The sequence below is a fragment of the Paenibacillus sp. FSL H7-0703 genome, from assembly GCF_038003485.1.
Lineage (GTDB): Bacteria > Bacillota > Bacilli > Paenibacillales > Paenibacillaceae > Paenibacillus > Paenibacillus polymyxa_B.
The window spans coordinates 1,981,882-2,005,116 of record NZ_JBBOPF010000001.1 but is presented as its reverse complement, the minus strand read 5'-3'; the positions used below and the strand labels follow the sequence as shown (position 1 = coordinate 2,005,116).

The 23,235-nt window shown below is 46.3% G+C and carries 24 protein-coding genes and 1 riboswitch; of the genes, 12 read left to right on the top strand and 12 right to left on the bottom strand.

The window, feature by feature from the left end:
- Positions 1-39 precede the first annotated feature (39 nt).
- A complete protein-coding gene (locus MHB46_RS08625) occupies positions 40-387 on the bottom strand; it encodes a helix-turn-helix domain-containing protein (protein WP_023987345.1) in 348 nt (115 codons plus the stop codon).
- Positions 388-741: 354 nt separating this feature from the next.
- Here MHB46_RS08625 and MHB46_RS08620 point away from each other — a divergent pair, with 354 nt between their 5' ends.
- The 5 genes from MHB46_RS08620 (at position 742) to mmsB (ending at position 5,894) form a co-directional block, all read left to right on the top strand.
- Entirely contained in the window at positions 742-1,278 is a 537-nt protein-coding gene (locus MHB46_RS08620) for a hypothetical protein (RefSeq protein ID WP_341162082.1), read from the top strand.
- Between the two features lie 76 nt (positions 1,279-1,354).
- Entirely contained in the window at positions 1,355-1,687 is a 333-nt protein-coding gene (locus MHB46_RS08615; RefSeq protein ID WP_341162081.1) for a nucleoside triphosphate pyrophosphohydrolase, read from the top strand.
- Positions 1,688-2,078: 391 nt separating this feature from the next.
- Entirely contained in the window at positions 2,079-3,164 is a 1,086-nt protein-coding gene (chvE, locus tag MHB46_RS08610; RefSeq protein WP_336077296.1) for a multiple monosaccharide ABC transporter substrate-binding protein, read from the top strand.
- Positions 3,165-3,196: 32 nt separating this feature from the next.
- Positions 3,197-4,747, top strand: a complete 1,551-nt coding sequence (mmsA, locus tag MHB46_RS08605) for a multiple monosaccharide ABC transporter ATP-binding protein (RefSeq protein WP_250259152.1) — start codon at positions 3,197-3,199, stop codon at positions 4,745-4,747.
- A complete protein-coding gene (mmsB, locus tag MHB46_RS08600) occupies positions 4,731-5,894 on the top strand; it encodes a multiple monosaccharide ABC transporter permease (protein ID WP_023987351.1) in 1,164 nt (387 codons plus the stop codon). Before mmsA ends, mmsB begins: the two co-directional genes overlap by 17 nt.
- A gap of 97 nt (positions 5,895-5,991) precedes the next feature.
- Here the strand turns inward: mmsB and MHB46_RS08595 are convergent, their stop codons facing one another.
- Together MHB46_RS08595 and MHB46_RS08590 are read right to left on the bottom strand one after the other, a co-directional pair.
- Positions 5,992-6,891 carry a glucose 1-dehydrogenase gene (locus MHB46_RS08595; protein ID WP_061831188.1) on the bottom strand — a complete coding sequence of 300 codons (900 nt, stop codon included), beginning with the start codon at positions 6,889-6,891 and terminating at the stop codon, positions 5,992-5,994.
- Between the two features lie 76 nt (positions 6,892-6,967).
- Complete coding sequence (locus MHB46_RS08590; RefSeq protein WP_341162080.1) at positions 6,968-7,720, bottom strand: MBL fold metallo-hydrolase; 753 nt, start codon at positions 7,718-7,720, stop codon at positions 6,968-6,970.
- A 158-nt stretch (positions 7,721-7,878) separates the two neighbouring features.
- Here MHB46_RS08590 and MHB46_RS08585 point away from each other — a divergent pair, with 158 nt between their 5' ends.
- A complete protein-coding gene (locus MHB46_RS08585) occupies positions 7,879-8,304 on the top strand; it encodes an Lrp/AsnC family transcriptional regulator (RefSeq protein ID WP_025720601.1) in 426 nt (141 codons plus the stop codon).
- 65 nt (positions 8,305-8,369) lie between these two features.
- Here MHB46_RS08585 and MHB46_RS08580 read toward each other — a convergent pair whose 3' ends face one another.
- Complete coding sequence (locus MHB46_RS08580) at positions 8,370-8,882, bottom strand: GNAT family N-acetyltransferase (RefSeq protein ID WP_341163706.1); 513 nt, start codon at positions 8,880-8,882, stop codon at positions 8,370-8,372.
- 133 nt (positions 8,883-9,015) lie between these two features.
- On the opposite strand from MHB46_RS08580, the gene MHB46_RS08575 reads away from it, so the two are divergent.
- Complete coding sequence (locus MHB46_RS08575; protein WP_341162079.1) at positions 9,016-9,942, top strand: EcsC family protein; 927 nt, start codon at positions 9,016-9,018, stop codon at positions 9,940-9,942.
- Between the two features lie 50 nt (positions 9,943-9,992).
- Here MHB46_RS08575 and MHB46_RS08570 read toward each other — a convergent pair whose 3' ends face one another.
- Positions 9,993-11,261, bottom strand: coding sequence for an MFS transporter (locus tag MHB46_RS08570; RefSeq protein ID WP_069291294.1), 1,269 nt, complete (start codon positions 11,259-11,261; stop codon positions 9,993-9,995).
- Between the two features lie 357 nt (positions 11,262-11,618).
- Here MHB46_RS08570 and MHB46_RS08565 point away from each other — a divergent pair, with 357 nt between their 5' ends.
- Together MHB46_RS08565 and MHB46_RS08560 are read left to right on the top strand one after the other, a co-directional pair.
- A complete protein-coding gene (locus MHB46_RS08565) occupies positions 11,619-13,610 on the top strand; it encodes a copper amine oxidase N-terminal domain-containing protein (RefSeq protein WP_341162078.1) in 1,992 nt (663 codons plus the stop codon).
- A gap of 209 nt (positions 13,611-13,819) precedes the next feature.
- Positions 13,820-15,589, top strand: a complete 1,770-nt coding sequence (locus tag MHB46_RS08560) for an acid phosphatase (protein WP_341162077.1) — start codon at positions 13,820-13,822, stop codon at positions 15,587-15,589.
- 102 nt (positions 15,590-15,691) lie between these two features.
- Here MHB46_RS08560 and queF read toward each other — a convergent pair whose 3' ends face one another.
- The 6 genes from queF to MHB46_RS08530 form a co-directional block, all read right to left on the bottom strand.
- Entirely contained in the window at positions 15,692-16,189 is a 498-nt protein-coding gene (queF, locus tag MHB46_RS08555; RefSeq protein WP_013309106.1) for a preQ(1) synthase, read from the bottom strand.
- A gap of 278 nt (positions 16,190-16,467) precedes the next feature.
- Entirely contained in the window at positions 16,468-17,346 is an 879-nt protein-coding gene (queE, locus tag MHB46_RS08550; RefSeq protein WP_341162076.1) for a 7-carboxy-7-deazaguanine synthase QueE, read from the bottom strand.
- Positions 17,339-17,830, bottom strand: coding sequence for a 6-carboxytetrahydropterin synthase QueD (gene queD, locus MHB46_RS08545; protein WP_025720580.1), 492 nt, complete (start codon positions 17,828-17,830; stop codon positions 17,339-17,341). Before queD ends, queE begins: the two co-directional genes overlap by 8 nt.
- A complete protein-coding gene (gene queC / locus MHB46_RS08540; protein ID WP_341163705.1) occupies positions 17,823-18,506 on the bottom strand; it encodes a 7-cyano-7-deazaguanine synthase QueC in 684 nt (227 codons plus the stop codon). Before queC ends, queD begins: the two co-directional genes overlap by 8 nt.
- A gap of 134 nt (positions 18,507-18,640) precedes the next feature.
- A riboswitch (PreQ1 riboswitch) is annotated at positions 18,641-18,684 on the bottom strand.
- 79 nt (positions 18,685-18,763) lie between these two features.
- The gene (locus MHB46_RS08535) at positions 18,764-19,468 is read right to left on the bottom strand and encodes an AIM24 family protein (protein WP_013309110.1); all 705 of its coding nucleotides are present in this window, start codon (positions 19,466-19,468) and stop codon (positions 18,764-18,766) included.
- Positions 19,469-19,493: 25 nt separating this feature from the next.
- On the bottom strand, positions 19,494-19,934 hold the full coding sequence (locus tag MHB46_RS08530) for a hypothetical protein (protein WP_023987365.1): 441 nt from the start codon (positions 19,932-19,934) through the stop codon (positions 19,494-19,496).
- A gap of 314 nt (positions 19,935-20,248) precedes the next feature.
- On the opposite strand from MHB46_RS08530, the gene MHB46_RS08525 reads away from it, so the two are divergent.
- From MHB46_RS08525 to MHB46_RS08515, 3 genes are all read left to right on the top strand, one after another.
- A complete protein-coding gene (locus MHB46_RS08525; RefSeq protein ID WP_165176511.1) occupies positions 20,249-20,404 on the top strand; it encodes a hypothetical protein in 156 nt (51 codons plus the stop codon).
- Positions 20,405-20,627: 223 nt separating this feature from the next.
- Complete coding sequence (locus MHB46_RS08520) at positions 20,628-21,395, top strand: hypothetical protein (RefSeq protein ID WP_069291299.1); 768 nt, start codon at positions 20,628-20,630, stop codon at positions 21,393-21,395.
- 71 nt (positions 21,396-21,466) lie between these two features.
- Positions 21,467-22,444: a helix-turn-helix transcriptional regulator gene (locus MHB46_RS08515; RefSeq protein ID WP_250243617.1), complete on the top strand. Its 978-nt coding sequence runs from the start codon at positions 21,467-21,469 to the stop codon at positions 22,442-22,444.
- Between the two features lie 46 nt (positions 22,445-22,490).
- Here the strand turns inward: MHB46_RS08515 and MHB46_RS08510 are convergent, their stop codons facing one another.
- Complete coding sequence (locus MHB46_RS08510; protein ID WP_061831175.1) at positions 22,491-23,162, bottom strand: 3'-5' exonuclease; 672 nt, start codon at positions 23,160-23,162, stop codon at positions 22,491-22,493.
- Positions 23,163-23,235 lie beyond the last annotated feature (73 nt).

Genomic DNA, 23,235 nt, shown 5'->3' with positions numbered 1-23,235 from the left:
GGTTGGTGGGGAACTGCAAAGCGCAGTTCCTTTTTTGTTTCATCGTTCATCGATTCTAATAAAGATGTCCGTAAGAATCTTTAATGCCAGCTCAGTATCTTTGGATTCACGAGTTCTTAGGAGAGTCAAAATGGTTTTTATACTCGAATCTTCTTCGGTAAGCTCATCATTGTCCTTCACATATGTAAGCAACTGATAGACGCCCACGTTCAATGCCTTCGCTATTTTCTCCAGATTTTTCAAAGATATATTTCTCTCCGCACGCTCAATGAAACCAATATAACTCGAATTGAATCCTGCTTTTTCGGCTAAAGCTTCTTGGGAAAGCCCTTTAGACTTTCGAATATCTCGAATACGTGTACCGACTAATTCTAAAAGTTCTGACATGATTACACCTCTCTATAGTAAGAATTTCACAAAATTCGATTCCAATCGCTCCAAAGTGCAATATATAGACGGACTAGATCATCTCAATCTATATATTATTAATTGGAAGTCGCTTATTGGATTTTGCAAAATCCTCTAGTTAGAAGTGTAGAGAAAGAGTTACATCTAATTAATATGTGTTAGTAAGTAAATTGAATTAAAAACTACTATATAGTAATATTTATTATGAAGCTTGTCCGGTAGCTAGAAAATTATACATCTTGATGGTTACATAATTGTGCTACGTTGCTCACATTGTTTCAGGATTTTGCAAAACCCTTATTTATGAAATTTTAATTCAGGAGTTGATTCCCCTTGAAACATTACTCCTTAAGTCCCCTACATAGTGATTCCGATTTCAAATTGCCTAAGTACAGCGACACCTACATATTCAATTGCATGATGGATTTTCAAAAGCTTGCCGAATACCAGATCAAGCTTGCACAGATGATGCGCGACCATCATCAGTTTCAAAACTGCCTCATTCTTTGTGATCGAGCGATGTTTTCTATGGCTAAGGCCATGTATGTTCATCGAAACCAAATCATTCCATTGTACATTCGATCCATGACTGACCTATTCCCTTTAATTCACACAGATGCTGAGCCCAATTTAGATATGGTTCTGTTTATCGGTACGGTACATTATCTGGTTTCGGGAGAAGATGATGTATCTAAAGAGCCGATGAAGCTGGGGGAAGTAGACAAGTTGCTTTATAAAACGGACTCTATTCTAGAGTCTCTGTCACAGCGGATCGTAGCTGATCCGTCTAAGCGGTATCCATCTATTTATAAAGAAAATCCATTTAATGAGTCGTTAGATCTTTTATCAATAATCCCCGGTTCTTTTTGAGCTAATATTATAATGACGAAAAGGGAGATGTTGGATACAGGCTAATGCTTCCACATCAGAAAGGGTGTTATTTCATATGCCTACATACAACAAACTGGTGCGGGATCGGATTCCGCACCTCATTATGTCTCAGGGCAAGGAATGTCGAACACGCATTTTGGACCCAGAGGAATATAAGCAGCAACTGCGAACCAAGCTTCGTGAAGAAGTCGAGGAATATTTTGAAGCCGAAAAAGATCAGGATGCGCTGGAAGAACTGGCGGATACGCTGGAAGTCATCCGAGCGCTGGCAGAAGTACATGGAGCGAATGCAGAAGAGCTGGACAAGCTACGGGCGGACAAAGCCGAGACACGAGGCGGATTCCAGGAGCGGGTATTTTTAATTGATGTAGATGAAGGTAAGAGTTAACTGTGAAAATATTTCAATGATATGCACATTCAAAAAGGTAGCTTGATAAACTGGAGCTACCCTTTTTTTGTCTCTCTTAAGCGTCCCGTATTGCTAATGTTGATAACACCGACGTACCTTATAATTAATGCGCTGTCAGTAAAGATGTAGAGTTTTAGACTAGCCTCCCCACCACAAAGGTTAAAATTTTATAAAAAAAGTTCAAAACCAGCAAAGACCTTTCCCGGGCTGGAATGATACCATGTGTTTGCACATAAAAAAAGGAGAGGCACTCGTTGCCTCACTTATGTAAGCGCTATCTCATCTCAACTCTAATTAGCACTGACCTGAGGATTTTGCAAAATCCTTACCTTCAAATGACCTGCATTACATGAGGAAAGGGGAACTTCATATGAAAAAAGGAGCTGTTGTCGTATGGCTTCTGGTTTTGGCCCTGATGCTTTCGGCCTGTAATTTGGCAGAGAGTGGAACGGGCAGCAAGGAGAAAGGCTATGTGGGCATTTCCATGCCGACCAAATCGTCCGAGCGTTGGGTAGGGGACGGAGAAAATATGGTCCGGTTGTTTCAGGAGCAAGGCTATAAAACGGATTTACAGTACGCCGAGGACGTAGTGGAAAACCAAATCTCCCAAATCGAAAATATGATCACCAAGGGCGTCAATGTTATGGTGATCGCTTCGGTCGACGGAAACACGCTGACGGATGTGATTCAGAAGGCACACGACCGAGGAATTCAGGTCATTTCTTACGACCGTCTGATTCGCAACACACCGTATCTGACGTATTATGCGACCTTCGATAACTTCAAGGTGGGCGTGCTACAGGCAGCATATATTGAGAAAAAGCTGGGACTCAAGGAAGGCAAAGGTCCTTTCAATATCGAGCTGTTCGGTGGTTCGCCGGATGATAATAACGCTTATTTCTTCTTTAATGGCGCGATGTCTGTACTTAAACCGTACGTGGATTCCGGCAAACTGGTCGTGCGCAGCAAGCAGATGACGATGGCGCAGATCGCTACACTGCGGTGGGACGGAGCATTGGCCCAGTCGCGAATGGATAACCTGTTGAGTGCGTACTATTCGGGGGCTAATCTGGACGCGGTACTATCCCCTTATGACGGCATTAGCATCGGTATCATTTCATCCCTAAAAGGGGTCGGATATGGATCAGCGAACAAGCCGCTGCCGATCATTACAGGGCAGGATGCAGAGCTGGCTTCCATCAAGTCCATTGTGGCTGGGGAGCAGACGCAAACCATATTTAAGGACACTCGCAAGCTGGCTGAGCAAACGGTCGTGATGGCCAACAGCATTTTACAGGGCAAACAAGCGGAAGTGAATGACACCGAATCCTATAACAACGGTAAAAAGGTCATTCCTGCCTACTTGCTTGATCCAATCTCGGTGGATCGGACGAATGTGGAGAAGGATATTGTCGGCAGTCACTATTACACCAAAGAGCAAATCGGATTGAAATAAGAGTAAGAATCCAACCGAAAGGAGCGTATCCCATGACTGGAATCATTCTAGAAATGAAGGGAATTACCAAAACCTTTCCCGGCGTGAAGGCATTGGAAAATGTAAATCTCAAGGTCAAGGAAGGCGAAATCCATTCCTTGTGCGGTGAGAACGGTGCAGGCAAATCGACGCTGATGAAGGTACTGAGTGGTGTATATCCGCATGGAACCTATGAAGGGGATATTGTTTTCCAGGGCAAAACGTGTGAGTTCAAGGATATCAAGCAGAGCGAGGAATTGGGCATTGTCATTATCCATCAGGAGCTGGCGCTGATTCCATATCTCTCGATTGCTGAAAATATTTATCTGGGCAACGAACGCGCCAGTGGCGGTGTGATTGATTGGAAAGAGACTTTTGTGGGTACACGCGATCTGCTGTCCAAGGTCGGTTTGAGTGAGAATCCCAATACATTAGTTACGAACATCGGGGTCGGGAAGCAACAACTGGTCGAAATTGCGAAAGCGCTCTCTAAAAAGGTGAAGCTGCTTATTCTCGATGAACCGACAGCGGCGTTGAATGAGGATGATAGTGAAAATCTGCTTAATTTGATGCTGGAATTTAAAAGACAGGGCATTTCCTGCATTCTCATCTCCCACAAGCTGAATGAAGTCGCAAAGGTGTCGGATTCAATTACGATTTTGCGGGACGGGAAGACGATTGAGACACTGGATATGAAAAAGGATGAGGTCACGGAGGATCGGATCATTAGCGGGATGGTTGGACGTGATCTGACCAGCCGTTATCCAGAGCGTCATGCCGAGATTGGCAAAGTCGTTTTGGAAGTGAAGGATTGGACGGTCTATCACGAGCATCATGCAGACCGCAAGGTGCTGGATCAGGTGAATTTGAACATCCGTCGCGGTGAAATTGTCGGTATTGCCGGGCTGATGGGAGCGGGACGGACCGAGCTGGCGATGAGCATTTTTGGCAAGTCGTACGGACGCAACATATCCGGTCAGCTGATTAAAGACGGCAAGCCGATCCAGAACAACACGGTTACGGACGCGATCAACAACGGCTTTGCCTATGTAACAGAGGATCGCAAGGAGTATGGCCTCATTCTGATGGATGACATCAAGCGTAATATTTCGCTGACTGGCTTGAACAAGCTGACGAAGGGCGCTGTCGTCAATGAGCAGGAGGAAGTCGTTGTTGCAGAGGAAATGAAAAAAAGCATGAACATCAAAGCGCCGAGCATTTTACAGAAAACGGGTAATTTGAGTGGCGGCAATCAGCAGAAGGTGGTGCTGAGCAAATGGATTTTTGCCGGGCCGGATATTCTGATTCTGGATGAACCGACACGCGGCATTGATGTGGGCGCCAAATATGAAATTTACACGATTATTCATCGACTTGCCGCTGAAGGCAAGGGAGTGCTGGTCATTTCGTCCGAGCTGCCAGAGGTACTAGGTTTGTGTGACCGGATTTATGTCATGAATGCTGGGCGGATCACTGGAGAGGTTAGCCGTGAGGACGCGTCGCAGGAAACGTTGATGAGATATATGACCAAGTCAGGAGGCGTGAAGCATGGAAACCATAACTAAACTATTTAAAAATAACATCCGCCAATATGGCATGATGATTGCGCTGGTCGTCATTATGATTTTGTTCGAGGTACTGACAGGCGGCCTGCTGTTGAAGCCGATTAATATTACAAATCTGATTCTGCAAAACAGCTACATTCTCGTGCTGGCCATCGGGATGGTGCTGGTTATCATCACTGGACATATTGATTTGTCCGTCGGCTCCATAGCCGCTTTTGTCGGTGCGGTTGCCGCCATAATGATGGTCGACTGGCAGCTTCCAGCATGGATCGCTGTGATTGCATCTTTGCTGGTCGGGGCGTTAATCGGCGCATGGCAAGGGTTCTGGGTCGCTTATGTACGGATTCCGGCATTTATCGTTACATTGGCGGGAATGCTGCTGTTCCGTGGATTGACCATGATCGTGCTGGAAGGTCAATCGATCTCTCCATTTCCGGGGGGCTTCCAGAAAATCAGTTCAGGCTTCCTGCCGGATTTTTCATCTACCGGGTATAATCTGGTATCCATCATTGTCGGCATTGCACTCACGGTATGGTTTATCGTGAACGAACTTCGCGAACGCCGTTCTCAGCTTAAATATGGATTTGAGGTTCCGTCACAGACTTTATTTGTACTCAAGTTGATTGTGGTAGCTGCGGTTATCAATTTGTTCACCTTTATGCTCGCGAGCTACGCGGGGATACCTAATATTCTCGTGCTGCTGTTCATACTGATCGTTGTATACTCCTTCGTCATGAACCGCACGATTATGGGCCGTCATGTGTATGCGTTGGGTGGAAATGAAAAGGCAGCGGGTCTGTCCGGTGTCAAAACGAAAAAAGTAACGTTCTGGGTATTCGTCAATATGGGTGTGCTGGCTGCCATTTCCGGTTTAATCTTTGCTGCACGTCTGAACGCGGCTACGCCGAGAGCAGGTACGAACTTTGAGCTGGATGCCATCGCGGCTTGCTTTATCGGCGGTGCTTCGGCATCCGGCGGGATCGGAACCGTTTTTGGAGCCATTATCGGCGGTTTGGTCATGGGCGTACTGAATAACGGCATGTCTCTGATTGGTCTGGGTATTGACTGGCAGCAAGGCATCAAGGGCTTAGTACTTCTGCTGGCGGTTGCCTTCGATATTTACAACAAAAACAAAAGATCAGCTTAAGCTCAGATTCGATATCGTAAAACAATACACCTCCAGTCCCACTTAAAATGTGGGTGCCGGAGGTGTCTTGTTTGTTAGGTCTTGTCAGCCAACGCAACTAATCCGTCACCATTTGTCCGCCATTGACATGCAGCGTTTGCCCTGTAATGTAGGAGCCATCATCCGAAGCCAGCAGCACATAGGCGGGGGCCAATTCATAAGGCTGCCCGGCACGCTTCATCGGCGTATTGGTGCCAAAGGTGCGGATCGCTTCGGGCGACTGTGTCGCGGCATTCAGCGGAGTCCAGATCGGGCCGGGAGCAATGGCGTTCACGCGGATGCACTGATCGACCAGATTATTAGCCAGAGCGCGGGTGAAGCTGACAATGGCTCCTTTGGTAGCTGAATAGTCGATCAGATTTTTTTGACCAACATAGGCTGTAACCGATGCCGTATTGACGATGCTGGCCCCAGCCCGCATATACGGCAGTGCTTCTGTAGTCATATGGAAGAAGGAAATAATATTCGTATCAAACGTATCACGAAGCTGCTGTTCGCTGATATCCAGATACGATTCGCGCACAAACTGAACACCCAGGTTGTTAATCAGAATGTCAATCCGACCAAAGGTTTCCATCGTTTTTTGAACAACCAGACAGCAGTTGCTTTTTAGCCTTAGATCGCCCGGAATTAACAAACAACGTCTGCCGAGCTTATGAATGACATCACGGGTTTCCATAGCATCTCGATGCTCATCGAGATAGGCAATGACCACATCGGCCCCTTCTTTGGCAAAAGCCACAGCAACCGCACGACCAATACCGCTGTCTCCGCCGCTAATAATAGCCACCCGATCCAGAAGCTTTCCGGTGCCGATATACTTTGGATTATCATAAATAGGGCGTGGAACCATCAGGTATTCCAACCCCGGCTGTCTATATTGATGCTGGGGAGGAAAGGTAATCGGAACTTCTTTACATTGGGTTTCTGTACCATAATAAGGATATTGCCAATTCATTGATAATCCCTTCTTTAGGCGTTTTGAAATCCAATATATTCAAAATGGGCGCAAGCGGTGACTCTGGATTATCGCCTTATGCCGAAATCGTCGCTCCATCTGCTGGAATATGGACACGTCTCTCCAAACCTTCACGGTTGATGTGTTCCGTAAGCTCGGAGCGAGTTAGTAAACAATGGTTGATTGCTTCCATGTGGACAGCCACGATTTGTGTGTAAGAGGCATGCTGCGCAACAGCCGTTACATCTTGGGCAGTCATAATAATGGGATCACCTACCGTGAACCGTGCTCCTCCAGCGTTCACAATTGTCCACTCTGGACGGTATTTATCCAGTGCTTCGGCGACTTCACTGCACCAGATCGTATCCCCGGCCAAATAGACGACAGGTTCACCGGGAGCCTGAAACACAAAGCCGGATACGGGTCCCATCTGTTCCCCGATTTCTCCGGTGCCGTGATGCCCGGTAGTACGGATGAGCTCAATTTCTCCCACGGAGCCAGCCACCGAAATCGGAGTAACCTGTGTAAAACCGTCAGCAGTAATTTGTTCTTCATTTCCGGGCTGGCAGAAGACGGGAAGTTGTTTGTCCAACCAGCGTACTGCTGCCGGGTCCCAATGATCTGGATGTAAATGTGTGACGATCACAACGTCAGGCTGTCCGAGTGCCTGCCATTGTGGCGGCAAGGGAACCAGCGGATTAAGGCGGGCATTTTCCGTATTGGGAACCGGCGGATTTGCGCCAGCATCACTCAACATCGGATCAATCAGAAATTTTACTCCAGCGTATTCGATCCATAAGGTTGCGTTGCGGATTAGTGTGATTTTCATCTATGGAAGCTCCTTTGGTAGTGAATGTTTTTGGACAGAGTGTATTTTCGGTGGTTCTTTGTTTCTGTTACAATCATATCTGACGCAAGGAGCTACAGGCTACGGCCTGCTGAAAGGAAAACCAGTATTATCGTTTCATCATGAAAGGAAAAATAACTATGGAACTATTCGTACCTGATGACACCGATCTGCGCATTCTTCATCATTTAATTGAAGACAGCTCTTTATCGCACAAGGAGATCGGTCAGCTTGTTCATTTGACAGGCCAAGCAGTAGGAGCGCGTGTTCGAAAAATGCAGGATGCGGGCATTATCGAGGGCTATACGCTGCGCTGGAACCCTGAGAAAATTGGGCAGACGATTCATGCCTTTATTACGGTTTTTTTGAATTCAGGAACAACTCACAGTGCTTTCCAGGCTTTTGCACGGGAGCATCCCTATATTGTCGAAATCCATCGAGTGAGTGGGGAAGGCTGTTATTGGATGCGCTTGCGCATGTCATCACAGGCAGAGTTAAATACCATGCTGGATGAGCTTACGAAGTTTGGTAATTACAAATTGAGTTTTTCCATTGGTGAGATTTAACGATAAAAGCTTTCGGCGTTTGTGCCGAAAGCTTTTTTATTTGGGGGAGGGCTATGAGGTCAACGTTATAGGCTCATTTTTAAAATATGCTGCAATCCGTGTTGTCCCATTTTAGTGTTGCCTTCATCGATAAAGCCGCATTTGCGATACAGACTTTGGGCAGGCAGATTACGGGCATTGACGCCCAGTACAATCTCGCGAATATGTGGGAAGTGTCTGGCGATGAACTGTGGTAGTAGAAGCAGCCCTTTCTTAGCGAATCCTTGTCCCTGATCTGCGTAATGAATAGAGAACGCGCGCAGTAGCAGTGCCTCAGAAGTATTCGTATAGTCCGCTAATTCATCCCCATCGTATAAAATGAAAAATCCAACGGGTCTTCTAGTAGCCGTAATCACGACAGGATGGCGGTGCGGATCTTCCTTGGCCAGTGTCAGCATTTCATCCGGCATTCCAGTAAACTGCTTCTGCTCCTCAGGCAAGTAGAAGGTATGTAAAATGGCATCATGTTCACAATGGTAAGGGACAAGCTCTACATTAGCAGTTGAAGAAGACTGTGAGGCGAATGTGGGATTATTCATCATTACACTCCGATCTGTATGGATTTTTAACTTTCTTTATCATCTAGTTTGCTAAAAAAAGAAACCTGAACTCGCCTTACTTACGTATTACTCATACATAAACTAGCATAGTCAAAAGGAGACGTCTACGGTTATGAAACAGCTTACAGAATATCGGGAAAGCCAGGACGTATTGCGTCATGAGCTGACGAATATTGAAAAATGGGAAAAGGAACAGAAGGACATTTTTTTCTGGGAAAAAATCGGCAGATGGCCTTTTATGTTGCTGGATCGGCTGACGCCCAAAGTCATTAAAGACAAGCTGGAGCAACTGCTTAATGAGATGGGTAGTTTCATTCAGAACGGCGGCAAATATTTGGTGAAGGAAGAAACGGTTCTGAACAGGCTGAAAAAGACGGCCCATGAACATGTAATTCAGCAAAATGGCGCAGATTCCGTGTCGGATACGCAGGACCTGCCTCGTGCCGGGGAAAACGCTGATTCGGAACATAGTGCCGAACCTAGGTGGGAGTTGAAGCAGGCGGCTGAGCTCCCGCTAACAATCATGGATCGGACTGCTGACGATATGACGTCGGCTCGCATTACCTTTGCTACCGCTCAGGGAGCAACAACGGGAATTGGCGGTGTGTTTACGATTGCGGCGGATATTCCTCTTTTGCTCGGCTTGTCACTCAAAGTGCTTCAGGAAATAGCCTTGTGTTATGGCTTTAATCCCCATGATAAGCAGGAACGCATTTTTATTATTAAATGTATGCAATTCGCTTCATCTGATATTGTGGGTAAAAAGGCTGTTTTAGAGGAGCTGGCTTTGTTTGATGATCCTTCACGTCAGGCACAGGTTTTTTCCCAAATGCAGGGATGGAGAGAGGTCATTAACACTTATCGTGATCAGTTTGGATGGAAAAAGCTGCTTCAAATGGTCCCGATTGCGGGTATTTTGTTTGGCTCCATTGCAAATCGAAGCGCTATTAGTGACGTAGCTGAAGCAGGGAAAATGCTGTATCGGAAGCGTCGGATTTTAATGCGTTTGGCAGAAGTAGAGAGTGAGGAATCACGTTAGTTGGCTATAAAGGTGTGCAGCGGCCAAGATGGCCGCCACACGTTTGCCTGTTACACTTCGGCTCCATTTTCTTCCGCCCAGCGGTTCAGTGTTTTATCTGTCGGAAGCAGGAAGGTTAAGATGCCGAGCAGTGGCAAAAAGCCGCATAGGAACATGATATGGGTGATGCCTACTTTGTCGATCCAGTTGCCGAGCACGAGTGCGCCGACACCCCCAAGGCCAAAAGCGAGGCCCGTAATGAGACCGGACACGGTCCCGATTTTGCCGGGCACGAGCATCTGTGCATATACGACTGTGACCGAAAAGCTGGACAGCATAATAAATCCGATAATTGCCAGCAGGATCGCCGTCCAGAATTGGTTGGCATAAGGTAGTGCCAGCGCGAGTGGTGCAGCTAATACCATGGACAGAAATATCATATTGCGTTTACCAAAACGGTCCGCGAGCGGACCGCCAAAGAAGGTGCCCAGCGCTCCAGCCCCGAGGAACAGGAAAATGTAAAGCTGTGCATCAGCCAATGGCATTTTGAATACTTCCATCAGGTAAAACGAATAGTAGCTTCCGACCGAGGTCGAGTACCACGAACGGACGAATACCAGTAGAATGAGGACAATCATGGCAAACATAACACGGTTACGCACTTCAGGCTTCATGCGGCGTGCCACCGCTTTTTTGCGTGCAATGCCTTCTGTACGCAGGACGTTACCGTACCAGCGGGCGATGAACGATTGCACCACAATTCCCGCTGCCGCAATACCTGTGAACCAGATTGCACCGAATTGTCCTAACGGGATAAAAATCCAACTCGTGAGCATCGGCGCCAGCGATTGGCCCGCATTGCCGCCAACTTGAAAAATGGATTGTGCCAATCCCCGACGCGGCCCGGCCGCCATATGGGATACGCGCGAGCCTTCAGGGTGAAAGGCAGCCGAGCCCAGACCCACAAAGATGACTGCGATCAGCACCGCTTTATAATCGGCAGCATAGGCGAGCAACAGCATGCCAGTCAGCGTAAAGCCCATGCCGATGGGAAGGATAGCGGGCGTAGGCCGTTTGTCCGAAAACAAGCCAATCACAGGCTGCATGATTGAAGCTGTAAAATTGATCGCGAATGAAATCCAGCCGATCTGCGTGTAGTTCAGGCTCATAGATTCCTTCAAGATCGGAAAGATCGCTGGAATGACCGATTGAATCGAGTCATTGAACAGATGGACGAAACTGATCGCAATCAGTATCGCAAAAACGGTGCCTTTCGCTTGTGGACCTGGGAGGGGGAGTGATCGGCCCGTTTCATTTTTTGTAGCAGATTTACTAGTCATGGCATCCTCCGAATATGTATGTATATTTTAAGATATAGGAAGCGATCCGTTTGCAGCAAATGGCTGAAAGTGGGATAAAGGCCACCTTTACTCATTACTGCTTGCCCATCCTGCTGGATACTCTTCATTGCTCCATTTAGTTAGAATTTCTAAAATGACATATCCAAATTCAAACATTTATCATCCTCAAAACCGATATATATGTGAGTATTTTGCATAAGTCCCAAGAGCGCTTTTCAAATCAGCAATATAGAGATCGAAGTGATCTAGTTCGTCTATATAATGTATTTTTGAGCGTTGGGAATGAAGTTATGCAAAATATTGATATGGAAATATAGATAGAAAAGGGGAACCACGATGAGAAAAGCAACGAAGATTTTGCTGGCAGTATCTTTGGTATGTGGAGCGGTGGTGGGAACTGCGTTAAACAATGGAGAAACAGCAGTAGCGGCAAATGTAACGACAAACAACACTTGGAAAAACGCTAAAATTATAGACGTGATCGACCGGAATAACTACATACTGGATGATGGTTCTTTATGGAGAAAGAGTATAGATGGCCCGGTTATTGAGAAATTGAATTTGAAAGGCATTACAGGCAGTAAAGACAAGAGTCAAGGTTATTATGGCTGGACTGAGGACGGGAAGGTAGCCATCTGGGATGATAATTCCGACCCAAAAGTGACGGCTCAATCCTCAGGAGTTAAAGAAATTACAGGTGAGGGTTTGGCTATTAAAACCGATGGGACGATCTCCTGGGGAAGAGAACAGGTTGAGGGAATATCGGATGCTATAGACGGTGATAAGGTAAGTACCTACTTTACGGTTCTTACTCGATCCGGTGATGTATGGTATTCCACAGGGTACGCAGAATCTAAGCCCCGCAAGATAGGTCATGTAGATGGTGCGCTTGATATCAAAATGAGTACGGCGTATGCTGCAGTACTTAAGGAAGATGGCCATGTCACGATGCTGGATATGCTGACCAATGAACCACCGCGCGAAGTGGGAAGTGATATTGCTTCGATTTTATGGAAAAAAGGTACACATGTCTTGATTACTGTACATCATGACGGGACTGTATGGAGCTATGACCGAATGAAGAAATATCCAGCTGTGCAGCTTAGCGGGTTATCTAATGTTGCACGGTTGGTTGATTCGCCTGACGAGCTTTTTGCACAATTAAAGGATGGCTCTTGGGTCGGCTATAAGGACGGAATCACGACTGCGCTGAGCTTGCCTACATTAACGGGTATGTCCTTGTTGACGACCTCCAAAGAGGCTGCCATCGGCGATACGATTCAATTAAATGTACAAGAGACGTATTCGAACGGTTATCGACTAACACGTCATCCCGAAGCTAGTGAGATTGAAGTGGAGAAACCGCAGGTTGCCGAGCTACAGCAGAATGGTTCCGGTACACTCAAAGTAAGGGGCATTGGAAGCACATCCGTAGCTCTGCGGACCGAAGGAATACCCTCTTCTTTTACACTAAAGGTTTCGTCCGATCAAACCTTGACCGGGGCGGCTATACTGAACGGCAATGTGTATTTGCCTGTGCAGTCTGTGTTCAAGACGCTGGGTGGATCTGTTACCGTGGCGAACCAGACCTTTACGATCAAGCTGGGTAAAAACAATATCGTACTCCAAAAAGGGAGTTCCACCGCAATGGTGAATGGTAAACCTGTTGCACTGAAGGGCAAGGTTCAAACGGTAAACGGACAGGTTGTATTCCCGGGAACATTACTGACCGATCTGAAGTTGGGCGGATTCAAATGGAATCGTGACCGCCAGCAAGGAGAATTATCTGTGGGCGCTACCAAGCTGGTCATTGAGACGCCGGAAACGGCAAAAATTATTAGAGCCATTGATCTGGGCAGTCTGTCCAAATTAATTGGCAAAACCTATTGGGTCAATAACTTCTATAGCGCTGGAGAGCGATTTGGCAAGGTAACAGTTAAAGATATCGAAGTCAGCACGGACCCGAACGGTGTTAAATCTTACGAAGTTATTTTCCAGGGGGACAATGGCGAAACTTATAACACGTTTTCCATCATCGGAGCTTCACGCATTCCACAAATGCTGTCTGATTCCGATCAATTTCTGACTTACGATCCGTACAAGAAATACCAATGGTCGCAAGCCATCTGGAACAAGATTAAAAATAATGAGGTAAGCTTGGGCATGAATACGACACAGGTACAGTTCGCATGGGGAAACCCAACAGTCAGAGAAAAGGGGGCTGCTTCAAACGGAACTCAAGTCGAAGCCTGGGTATACGGCAACCGTAGTCTTTATTTCAAGGCGGTGGCTTTCGTGAATGGCAAAGTCATAGAAGTATGGCTGTAGGGTAGTGTTTTTTCTATAACGGTTTGAACGAGGTGTCTCCAGAGTCGTATATACGGCTCTTGGGATGCCTTTTTTTCATTTAACAAAACTAAGCTCTTCATTTAACAAACGTAAGATATGATTCTTTATGTCATACATCTTGTTATATAGATAATAGCTCCGTAGAGAAAGTATGAAGAGCACAAGAGAAGAGAGGATCTGATTTGAGAATGAAATCGCTAAGGAAACCACTATCAGTTGCATTACTATCTTTACCACTACTTCTAGGTTCCCTGGGTGGAAGTTATGCGAGTGCGGCAACCCTACCAACAACGGTAACTCCAACAGAACCGTCGTGGGGATATTTCGTAGATCATTATAAAAATAATAGTTCTGCAAATAAGACGGAAAGCTCTAATCCGACCCTCGGGTTGCTCTCCGAATTTAATAAGCTTTGGACTCCCGGCGCTACCTGGGATACAGGTACCAAGCTAAACAGCAGCGTGCTGGACGCCAATATTCAAAAAGTGATTGATATAGCTGCCCGTCGCACTTCAAGTGAGGCTGATGCGGCTTATTTGGATGATCGCAGAAACCAGAGCTACAGTGTGATCGACGGTCTGGGTTCGCTCACTGATGTATATCGAAAGAATGCAGGTGCCACGACAACGATCAACGACATTCCGGCAGATGCCCTGACTAAGAAATACGAAGATGAGGGAACGAATGCTGGGAGTACAAGCTCCAATCTCGGCAACATCGTAAATCTGGTAAATACCTTGCGCGGAGAATATTCTACGACGAACCCGGCTAAGTCTTATTTTAGCTATCCTCGCCCGTTTCGATGGAGCGATAAATCAGTAGTTGTTCCGAGCCTTATTCCCGCTCTCAAAGCTGATGCTACTAGCGATGGCGGCTTTCCTAGCGGTCATACCAATGCTGCGTATCTCAGTTCTATTGCTATGGCCTATGCCGTGCCGGAGCGTTATCAGGAACTGCTGACACGAGCTTCGGAGCTGGGCAATAACCGTGTTGTTGCCGGTATGCACTCCCCGCTTGATGTTATGGGAGGACGTGTCATGGCAACGGCGATGGCTGCTGCTATCCTGTCTGATCCAGCCAATAGCAGCTTGAAGAAAGCAGCTTATCAGGATGCTCGCAAACAACTGCTGTCTCAAAAAGGTACAGCTCCAGATCGGTTCAGCAATTATGCCACAAACAAAAAAAACTATAATCAACGATTAACATACGGATTCAGTCAGGTTAATCCAACTACGACGCCAATGACAGTGCCTAAGGGAGCTGAGGTACTGTTGGAGACACGCTTGCCTTACCTGGATAGCACACAACGTCGTTGGGTTTTGGCTACTACAGGGATTCCTTCCGGCTATCCTGTACTTGATGATGCTGAGGGATGGGGACGATTGAACCTGTTTTCAGCTGCGGATAGCTACGGCGCTTTCGCCAATAATGTGACGGTGAATATGGACGCTTCCAAAGGCGGTTTCAATGCATTGGATCGCTGGCGCAATAATATCTCTGGTGTTGGAAAGCTGACTAAAAAGGGAACAGGTACGTTGAAGCTAATGGGTAACAATACGTATTACGGCGGTACACAGATCGACCAAGGTACTTTGGAGGGAACTTCGGAAACGGCTTTCGGAAGTGGTGGAATTACGAATAACGGGGGAACTCTTCTTAAAAATGCTTCTGGAAAGCTGATTATTGGCGGAAATTACAGACAATCTGCCAAGGGAACACTTGAGCTTAACCTGCGCAGTAAAAATGATGTGCTCAAAATAAAAGGAACAGCTATACTCAACGGAAAATTACGTCTGAATTTTTCTAACAAATATGTACCGGCTAATGGTGCTACGATCTTAACTTATGCTAAACGAAATGGAGCATTTTCTTCCATTGAAACGGTAGGTTTACCAAGCAATTATAAAGTGAAGGTTATCTATACAGCTGACAGTGCTCAGTTGAAAGTCACTAAGTAAAACATAATTAGCTCGCTATTTAACAATAAAGTGCACCTTTAAAATACATGGGGATGTATTCTAGGGGGTGCACTTTATTGTTTAAGGATAGGGAGTATTAGCTTAACGGTTATCGATCTTTTCCGGGTACATATCATGGTTCATCATGCGGTGCTCCGCTATCTGTTCATACTTGGTTCCTGGCTTGCCGTAGTTGGTGTACGGGTCGATAGAGATACCGCCGCGTGGCGTGAATTTGCCCCATACTTCAATGTAGCGAGGGTCCATCAGCTTAATCAAGTCATTCATGATGATATTGACGCAGTCTTCATGGAAATCGCCGTGGTTACGGAAGCTGAACAGGTACAGCTTAAGGGATTTGCTTTCTACCATTTTAATATCGGGAATGTAGCTGATGTAGATGGTTGCAAAATCAGGCTGTCCTGTAATCGGGCACAGGCTGGTGAACTCCGGGCAATTGAACTTTACAAAATAATCCCGATACGGATGTTTATTATCAAAGCTTTCGAGAATGGCGGGATCATAGGCAAAAGTGTATTGTGTGCCTTGATTGCCAAGCAGGGTAACGTCGGTCATTTCTTCGGGTGTTCTTCCGGTCATATGGATGAGGCTCCTTAAGTTTAGTTTGGTAAAAGAGAGAGGGAGTTATGGTGATGGGGAGGTCGCTCCGCCGTCAACACCATAAAGTCCCTACTCTACCTGTAGGCTGGGGCAGAAGTGAATAATGCTCGCTCCTATATGAAAGGAGCGTTATTTTGCGAGAAACCCCGCCCTTACGGACGAGGGTTTCTCTTTTGGATGTCGAGGGTGTACTTCGACTAATTTGGCGTAACTTGTGTATCACATACAGCTCATACGGAATATATTACATATAAGTGTTATACGCCGCGTTTATTGCCCCATACGAGGGTGTGGAGCTGTGGGAGTACTCTTACGTCGTTAAGTCGGGAATCGTCCATGACACGGTCGATAAGCCATTCATAACGATGGAGTAGGGACTCCGCAATCTGTCCGGTGTTCTCCGTGTTTACATCTGGATTACCCGTCTGAAGGAACAATGGTACGTGTGGATAGCGCTCGTGAACGGTGCGGGCGTAGGCAAGATCGGTGTCATCGAAGATGACGACCTTCAAGCTGCAAGCTCCGGTATAGAGCTGCGCAGATTCATTAGCGGGTTCCTTCAAGCCTGTTGCGGTTGGGACGTTGGACGTAGCTCGGGGCTCACCAGCCATCTTCCGGTTCGACAGACGGGCGACGATATCATCCAGCACGTCCCAGTTGGTCGTCATACCCGAGCTGGGCGGCTTCGGGGATAGGGTTACCTCATCGATATCGTACAGCCATTCCTGCCAGCGGGATCCTTGTGTTTCGACAGCGGTGGCAATGCCTTGGCTGCGCAGCAGGGTGATTAGCTCCCCAAGCTGCGGCAGCAGGGCAGGGTTGCCTCCAGAAAGGGTCACATGCGAAAACCGTTCGCCACCGATGGCCTTCAGCTCCTGCCAAATGTCTGTGGCACTCAGACGACGGATCTGATCCTTGGCGCTGCCGTCCCAGGTAAAGGCGGAGTCACACCACGAGCAATGGTAATCGCAGCCTGCGGTACGAACAAACATTGTTTTACGACCAATGACCATCCCTTCGCCCTGAACGGTGGGACCAAACACCTCCAGTACGGGAATAGGGGCTGTTGAGGCCTTGTCGGGTGTAGTCATAGGTTGGTGAGTATTTACGATATTAGCAGTTACAGTATTACTCATCGAGCATCCACTCCCGTCGGAATTCGGCGTAGCTGGTAGGTGTCTCGAACAACCGTACAAACTCGGTACGTCCACCTTCGACACGGTTGCAGTATGCATCCGAGGTCAAGGCTGACTCCATTTGTTCAAAGATCCAGACGACCATATTTTCCGCCGTTGTATTCATTGGAGGAAGCGTCTCATTTAAGTAACGATGGTCCAGAAAAGGTTCAATCCGCTCTTTCCAGATCGTTTTGATGTCACCAAAATCCAGCGTTAGACCCGTTTCGCCCGGTATACCGCTTATGCCAAAAACGACGATATAGGTATGACCGTGCAGATTTTTGCATTTGCCTTCGTAGCAGTGCAAATGATGTGCTGCATCGAATGTAAATTGTTTGCTAACGAGTACACGTTTGCGGTGATAACGCAGCTGAGAGTGCTCAATGTCTGTCCCGAACTGCTGGAGCTTGTCGACAATGCGGAAGGTACCTGGCTCACGCATGACCTTCAACTCCTTGGGAGGAAGCTCCGCGTATCGCGAGATATTGCTCGAGTCCAGCACGGCGAAGTTTGCAAGCAGGGCATTCGCCACAGCCGTCGCCAATGACGCCGTTATAGCACGTTAGTGTACGTGTTCTTACAAATTCAAAAGCTTTCAGCTCATCGGCCATCTGCCAGGTTTCGGCCTTGTTCAGCCACATGAGCGGGGTATGAATCACAAAGGGATAGTCCATCGAAAGGTTCAGTGTGACGTTCAGCGATTTGATAAAAGAATCCCGGCAATCGGGATAGCCGCTGAAATCCGTCTCACAAACGCCTGTAATCAAGTGGCGCGCTCCTTTTTGCTTGGCGAGAACTCCCGCGAAGCTCAGGAACAGAAGGTTGCGACCGTCTACAAAGGTGCTAGGCAGTTCGCCTTCCTGTTGTGTAATGTCAATGTCGGTGCGTGTGAGGGCATTAGGGGCTAGTTGATTAAGCAGGCTCATATCCAGTACCGTTTGCGGAACACCTAGTTCACGGGCGATTCCAGCGGCTACTTCGATTTCCTGCTTGTGGCGTTGACCGTAATCGAACGTCACGGTTTCTACTTCAGCAAAATGTTTTTTTGCCCAAAATAAACAGGTTGTGCTGTCTTGGCCGCCGCTGAATACGACGACTGCTTTTTCGTTTGCAAACATAAAAAAACCTCTCGATCTTCTTGGAATGGTGCAAGACACGGAGTCTTGTCACTTGGAAGAAGGAGAGTTCTTGAACCGACTTCAACAAAAAACAGGCCTTGCCCCGCGAATTCATTTTTCTTGCGGAGGACAAAGCATCGTTAGTTTTTTATAGAGGGAGTTCGCGAACCTCTCCCATGCATGACGCATGGATTTTCTTCATTAGTATCTGCCACGAGGACAGACGGCTTTAGCATTGTCATTATAGCATGGCAGGGCTATTTGATAAACACTCCACCAAATGGAATGACTTCCCGTAAAAAGCGCTTGATCACGCCATCGTCGTTCATATCCTGTTGGAGCCGCCGATGATGTTCCCCGGCATGGAATAGTACGGTACCTTGTCCGGTCATTTTAAAATGATAATTCATATGCTGGCTGGCCAGATGGTTGCCGTACACGGTCAACTCCAGTTTGGCGTTTTCGGGATAGGCAATGACGCTGCTCGCATCCACATATATCGGCTCTGTCGGATGAAGCTGTTCTTGACACACCAATCCCTGTGTCAAAAGACCGATTTGACCCACACCGTCAAATTTCATTTTTATAACATCGCGGCTAAACAACATGTTTTTCATGCTTAGCAGCTTGGTACGCATTTGAATACCGGAGCTGTACCAGAACAGGTTGCGAAAATCGTATAACAGATCATCGCTTCCTTCAAGCTTAATCATTTTTAGACTAAAGCCAGGTGGAAGTGCGGCAATTAGGCGACAAGCTCCTGTGAAATCGGCCTGAATCAGTTTGTGTTTGCGATACATCCCCTTAATGTTCATTAGTTTATCACTACGGCCTGAGCTGGGTCCGCGGTATGCGATGATTTGCTGCGGATGCAGAACGTGCAGCTTTTCTCCTTCCGCCAGATCGAGCGTTACGACCGAACCGACGCTTTCATCATGGTGTTGTCCTGCTTGTATGTCCATTCAGACCTTTCATCCTTTCAGACAGTTAGTATCTTCCCGAACGTCGACGCATCCCGTAACGCAACAGTCGGATACCGATAAAATAACCGGCCAGCAGAATTATAGCTGTGATGATGAGCATTTTATTTCGGTGTGAAGCCTGATCGCGCTGGGTTTGAAGATTTTTTAATTCTGTGACGGTGTCAGTCAGCTTGCGGTTTTGCTCCAGTAATTGGGCGTTTTGCTCTTGATAGGCTTCTAAGCTGTTACGGGCCTTCTCCAGATCCTCCTGTGTTTGTCGGTAGCTTTCCTTGAGCTGATACACATCACCGGGCAACCGCGAAAATTGCTCGAAGCCTTGGTACACATCATCCCAATAAGCAGCATGTACTTCGGGTACACGAGTTATCCCAAAAATAAACAAAAGTGCTATAGCAGCGCAGACAATGCGGCGGTACAAAGCAAAACGACAAGTTGGTCGTGCCAAGAGATGTTCCCCCTTTTGATAAACCAAGATGTTAGATGATATAGATCATTACCCATATGACATGGTTACGTATAATATAACGATTCGGATGCAGATTTTAGAATAAACGGACGATAAATATGAAGAAAATGTCCTCAAAAAAAGTCGATATATTAGTTTAAGTGTACCTTAAAACGGGTATATCAAGGAAGCGGCAACATTCCGGCATTTTTCCCAGCATACGAGTAAAGAACGATCCGCACCTGATCAGGGGTTTAAGTTGAATATATGAACTGAAATATATTAAAAATTGATATAAAAGGAGATTTTGCAAGATGAATGAGAGAGAACAAAACTATAAAACTTTAAAAATCACTGTAAATGGAAAGCCGTTATCAAAGGATCTCGTCGTAGATAGCACTACTTTTGCTCCTATATCTGATATTTGCACAAAAACGAATGTTTCTTTAACAGAAACTACAATCTCATAAGTTTAAATATAGAAGTAGACTATGATATGGCCCGGCATACGCCGGGCTATTTTTGCGCATTCATGTAATTCAAATGGTTTAAAATGTTATTTACCAAACTAGGTCCCCCTTCATAAAGATTCCCATGTATAATTTTCACAATCAAACATACGTTCCCTGACAATATAGTGTCAGATAACACTGTTAATTTAGAGTTACATGTTCTTTTAGGGGGAATTTACCAGTGGTGAAGTCAATGCTCAATGTAACGTACACATGGGACAAAGAGTCTATATCTGCGAATGGGTCCAAACAAGTAAATCTACTGATAGAATGGGGCTACGGAGCTATACGCAAAAGAAAAGGAAATCTAATACCGAAAGCAGCGGGATGTGACCTTCAACTCCAGTTCATTCCAGAAAACGGGGTAAGTCTATTAAAAGCTGAAGGGGTAAGGCTCGGTTTTAAACGCTCGGAAAACGGAGATAGCATGTTTGTTCACTGTGGTGATGTAAGGCGGGGAAAATATAGACAGGCTATTTTGACGTTTTCTATACCGGCCCACTCGTCCGGAAGACATACGATTGGAATGATGGAGTGGAGCTGGCGCAAGCCATCGCAGGAAAAGCGAACGCTGATCCGGACAGATCAGCTCTACATCCATTTTACGCATCATCTTGGTCTGCTGAGCATTCCATCCAACCCGAAGGTGGAAAAATACATAAAGCTGAATGAGACGTCCCCTATTGTAAAAAAGGCATTGCGTATGTACGAGAAAGGGGAATATGAGCAAGGGGCGTTCATCCTTACCAGACAAGCAGATGAATTACTTATACGTGCAGCAAGAAGCGATGATATGGACTACCTGCAGGAAGCCGAGTTGCTTCTGGCTATACGTAATAAATGGAGTGGTACTTTTGTATCATTTACAGCGTATAGTTCTAAAGTCTTTTTTAATAAGGCGATATCGCTAGAAGATGTTCGTTTTACTGAAAATGATACTTTGAGATAGGCAATTATGCTAGTTTATTTGTGTAATATAGTGAGTCTAATTTACTATCTTTTTGTAAAGGAGAGACTTCCTTGACTGATCGGTTGATACGTTTAATGCGGATTATTACTATTGTTCAGGCAAATCCAGGGATATTGGCAAGAGAGCTTGCCGAACGTTGTGAAACATCAGAACGTACCATATACCGAGATATGGAGGCGCTAAGCGCTATGCATATACCGATAACGAATATGGGGCATGGCAAGGGGTACATTTTTATTAGCAATTTTGCTTTGTATCCTCTGAATTGGACGGAAGAAGAGGCAGAGGCTTTTACTAAGCTGGGAGAGATTATGGAAACGGTAAAGCCTCTTTTACCGCCAGCTTTTGAAAGTGCTTATGAGAAAGTGATGGCCTCTAGTCAGAAAAAAAAGATGGACCAGACGAGCTTCGCGCAGGAAATGAAAAATATTGTCCGGCTCGGCTCGACACTTGATCGGGAAAACCAGCCCTATCTGCTCAGGCTGATTGTTTTAGCGAGTCTTACGCAGCAGACTATTGAAGCGGAATACAGCTCACCTCAAAATGAAGATGTATCACTCGTTCAGGTGGATCCTTATTGTTTGGTTCCGCAGGATCGGCGATTCTATATGCTTGGTTTTTGTCACAAGCAATCCGCGATGAGAACCTTTCGGATCAGTCGATTTCGGAACATGAGAATTTTGCCGTATACGTTTCAAAAAAATACAACTGAAATGGAAATGTTTTTTAAAGGGACCTGGTCGGTGACCAAAGGAAATCAGAATATCCGGTTTGTGGTACGTTTTTCTGCCGAGTCTGTATATCGGGTCAAAGAAGAGGAGCTGTTCATCAAGCCTTTTCTTAAGGATTTGCCGGATGGAAGTTTGTTGTTTGAGGTGACGGTCAATCATGACCGTGAATTTTTGGATTGGCTCACTTCCTATGGAGCTGAGGCCGAGATCCTGGAGCCTTTACGGTACCGCAAACGAATGCAAGAAATGCTGCGGACCTGGGGGGCATTCTATTTCGATAAAAAGGCAGGAAATTAAGAATAACAGGGGGAGATCCCCCGGAACGGGCCGGGGAGCTATCCGCTTAACGGTCCTTAAACAGGTTGGCGAGATTGCCAAAAGGACTGTACTGTTCCTGCTCTTCTTCTGGTGAGGAGTAGACGAGCTTCGATCCACGGCTTTCCTCATCGTCAGCAGCATTATGAACTAATGTAATACGATCAAAATGGTACATGAAAACCTGAGCGGTGTTCACGGCATCATCCAGTGCCCGGTGTTGTTGACCGTCAAAGTCAATGTTGCACAATTCCAGCGCCTGAGACAGGCTCAACTGACGGTACTTTCCATTGGAACCAAACAGACGGGAAATCTGCTTCTGTATATCATTTGTATTATGAATCCATCCGAGATCTACATGATGGGTACGACAATGGGATACCAGCTTCTGACGGTCATCCGGGCCCCATGCGCATAAATAATAAGGGGAATCCGTACCGAGCCAGGCTATGAATTCCTTCACAGCTTCAGGAAATAGTGGAGCGGCATCAATATCTCGTTGAGTAATACCTGTGAACTGAACGGTATCTGTAGAGAGTACAGGCCGATTCGAGGGTCTTACAAAACTGTGAAACGTATCCGCAACGTATAGGCCATCGTCTCCCTGAACAACTTTGACGGCACCAATATCAATGATTTCGGAGGAATATCTGGCGTTGCGGCTAACAGTAAATTCAAGATCGTAAATAATGTATTGCATTTCAGGACTCCTTTCACACATATAACTGATCCCGATGGGTATCGGGACGAATGTTCTCAGCCCGAATGACTCT

Coding starts and splice junctions, on each gene's coding strand:
- MHB46_RS08590 (WP_341162080.1), bottom strand. CDS start 7,720: ATGAAAATCACACTAATCCGCAACGCAACCTTATGGATCGAATACGCT.
- chvE (WP_336077296.1), top strand. CDS start 2,079: ATGAAAAAAGGAGCTGTTGTCGTATGGCTTCTGGTTTTGGCCCTGATG.
- MHB46_RS08585 (WP_025720601.1), top strand. CDS start 7,879: ATGGAACTATTCGTACCTGATGACACCGATCTGCGCATTCTTCATCAT.
- queF (WP_013309106.1), bottom strand. CDS start 16,189: ATGACCGGAAGAACACCCGAAGAAATGACCGACGTTACCCTGCTTGGC.
- MHB46_RS08575 (WP_341162079.1), top strand. CDS start 9,016: ATGAAACAGCTTACAGAATATCGGGAAAGCCAGGACGTATTGCGTCAT.
- MHB46_RS08580 (WP_341163706.1), bottom strand. CDS start 8,882: ATGAATAATCCCACATTCGCCTCACAGTCTTCTTCAACTGCTAATGTA.
- MHB46_RS08535 (WP_013309110.1), bottom strand. CDS start 19,468: ATGGACATACAAGCAGGACAACACCATGATGAAAGCGTCGGTTCGGTC.
- MHB46_RS08595 (WP_061831188.1), bottom strand. CDS start 6,891: ATGAATTGGCAATATCCTTATTATGGTACAGAAACCCAATGTAAAGAA.
- MHB46_RS08560 (WP_341162077.1), top strand. CDS start 13,820: ATGAAATCGCTAAGGAAACCACTATCAGTTGCATTACTATCTTTACCA.
- mmsA (WP_250259152.1), top strand. CDS start 3,197: ATGACTGGAATCATTCTAGAAATGAAGGGAATTACCAAAACCTTTCCC.
- MHB46_RS08615 (WP_341162081.1), top strand. CDS start 1,355: ATGCCTACATACAACAAACTGGTGCGGGATCGGATTCCGCACCTCATT.
- MHB46_RS08565 (WP_341162078.1), top strand. CDS start 11,619: ATGAGAAAAGCAACGAAGATTTTGCTGGCAGTATCTTTGGTATGTGGA.
- mmsB (WP_023987351.1), top strand. CDS start 4,731: ATGGAAACCATAACTAAACTATTTAAAAATAACATCCGCCAATATGGC.
- MHB46_RS08570 (WP_069291294.1), bottom strand. CDS start 11,261: ATGACTAGTAAATCTGCTACAAAAAATGAAACGGGCCGATCACTCCCC.
- MHB46_RS08510 (WP_061831175.1), bottom strand. CDS start 23,162: ATGCAATACATTATTTACGATCTTGAATTTACTGTTAGCCGCAACGCC.
- queD (WP_025720580.1), bottom strand. CDS start 17,830: ATGCGTGAGCCAGGTACCTTCCGCATTGTCGACAAGCTCCAGCAGTTC.
- queE (WP_341162076.1), bottom strand. CDS start 17,346: ATGAGTAATACTGTAACTGCTAATATCGTAAATACTCACCAACCTATG.
- MHB46_RS08625 (WP_023987345.1), bottom strand. CDS start 387: ATGTCAGAACTTTTAGAATTAGTCGGTACACGTATTCGAGATATTCGA.
- MHB46_RS08525 (WP_165176511.1), top strand. CDS start 20,249: ATGAATGAGAGAGAACAAAACTATAAAACTTTAAAAATCACTGTAAAT.
- queC (WP_341163705.1), bottom strand. CDS start 18,506: ATGTTTGCAAACGAAAAAGCAGTCGTCGTATTCAGCGGCGGCCAAGAC.